Source organism: Stieleria sp. (genome assembly GCF_041595215.1).
GTDB classification, from domain to species: Bacteria; Planctomycetota; Planctomycetia; order Pirellulales; family Pirellulaceae; genus Stieleria; species Stieleria magnilauensis.
Genome location: NZ_JBFHKV010001359.1, coordinates 1 through 1,907, shown reverse-complemented (window position 1 = coordinate 1,907; position 1,907 = coordinate 1). Strand labels below are relative to the sequence as shown.

The following is a 1,907-nucleotide window of genomic DNA, read 5'->3' as shown; positions in this document are numbered from 1 at the left end:
GTACCCAGGTGACGGGAACGTCGAACGGTCCCGGTCCCTGTTCTTCCGTAACGCGGTGCGACTCCAGCACCGCTGCGTCGCCGACGGTGTAGGACAGCACGACGCGGTTGCCGTGCTTGTACAATCCCTTGTAATCCATCCACGATTTCGGAAACGGGCCGTACGCTTGCCCGTCGCGCGCAAGCCGCCGTGTGTCGTCGAACGAGCCGGTTAACGGATCGGCCCAACCCGGGCCCGGCAGGTTTTGGAAGTGCAGCTCACCGACCGTCCGCGGTGATCGCCAGTGTTTTCCGTCCAGCAGGATGCCTTCCCAATCGATGAACCCGGTTCCCATCCAGGCACCCGCGACGCGCATGGTGTCATGTTCAAACGCCAGAAAGTGTGAACCGCGGGCAACGCCGCCCGGTGTTGCATCAAGCTGTATCGCGATGCCCTTGTAAGCAAAATTGGTCTCCGGCGGCCAAGTCCGTTCGGCGGGGCGATTCTCGCGCCGACCCCGCTGACGGTCATCGTCGGTGACTTCCGGTCGCGGCTTGGAAAACTCACTCGCGATTTCATAGGTCCGCGTCAGGAACGGTCCATAGTCCATCTCGCTCCAAGGGCGATGGCGGACCGGTGCAGGTCCACGAAGTCGGCCTGGAGGCAGCGAGTCCAGATAAGCTTTGTCGACCTTGGTGTACTGCGACGCGTTGAAGGGTTTTAAGTAGGCTTCGCGGATGTAGTGAATCACATCGTACTTTTCGCGCGGCACCAATTGACGTTGCGGCAACATCATCTTGTAGCCGTGGGTCAGGGTCTTGTACATCGTCAGCGGATCGCCGCCGCTTTTAAATTTTCCGGTGGCGAAACGCAACGCATTGGGGAGCGAACCGGGTTGTTCTTGCGTGCCATGACAATTGATGCACAGTCCTTGATAGATCGCTTTGCCGCGTTGAAATGATTTTTCATTCCAACTGGTGATCATGCCGCGGTGATCGAGATCGTTTTCATAGTCCGGCAGCGGAGGCGGCTGGATCAGCGACGCATCGGGTTTCATGCGTGCCGCCCTCTCGGGACTTGCTTGTCCCAGTTCCACCAGGTAGCAGACCAAGTCGTAAAAATCGTTTTCGTCATCGAGCTGGTTGATCAACCCGCTGGGCATGATGGATCCCGAAGGCGCCCGCGCTTCGACGCTGTCCAAAGCAACCGTCAACGGTTTTTCTTCGCCCGGGACCACCACGGTGAGTGCCGTATCGGTTTCCGCCGCGATCATTCCGCTGACCACGCGACCGTCGTCGAGCAACAGACGTTCGGCGCGGAAACCGGGCTGGACGACTTTGGACGGATCCAACAGCGACTCGATCACGTGCAAATACGTGGCTCGTTCGTTCATTTGCGATAGATCCGGTCCGAGCCGATTCGTGCCTTCGTCAGCCACGTGGCACTGAACGCAGCTCAGTCCGGTTTGGTAAAACCGAATCGCCCCGCGTGACGCATCGCCAAAGATGTGGACGTGGCGGGCCAGTTCAGCCGCGTCGCGCCGCTTCAATTCCGCCTCCAACGTCTCTTGTGCCGACACGACGTCTGACAGGCAGGCAACGGCGAAGAGAAGACACGTGAACCGGACCAGGATGGCCCCGATACGGGCGGGGGAAGTCGGCGGAGTACTCAAGAGACTGGGCTCGGGTGCGAAAGTAGGCGGGCATCGAATGCTGCACCAATTTACTCGAAATCGCATGCGATGCGGCCCCATCGACGAGCGTTGATGGTCTGTAGCCTGGAACCCTCTCTCCTGCTCCTTACGAAGGTCGTGCCGATTTCGTGCGTCACCCTGCTGGCAGGCATTGTTATCGCCACAAGTCGCTTTTTGCCCAAAGGGCATGCATATCCCTAGCCTGGGGTAAGCAAACCGAGCATTTGCGAGGGTT

Annotated in this window: 1 protein-coding gene; it reads right to left on the bottom strand. The window is 59.3% G+C overall.

The genetic code is table 11. The features are described from left to right. Nucleotides 1–1,651, bottom strand: a 1,651-nt coding sequence (locus ABX749_RS31280; RefSeq protein ID WP_372899484.1) for a DUF6797 domain-containing protein, incomplete at its 3' end; no start/stop codon positions are given. Nucleotides 1,652–1,907: the final 256 nt, after the last annotated feature.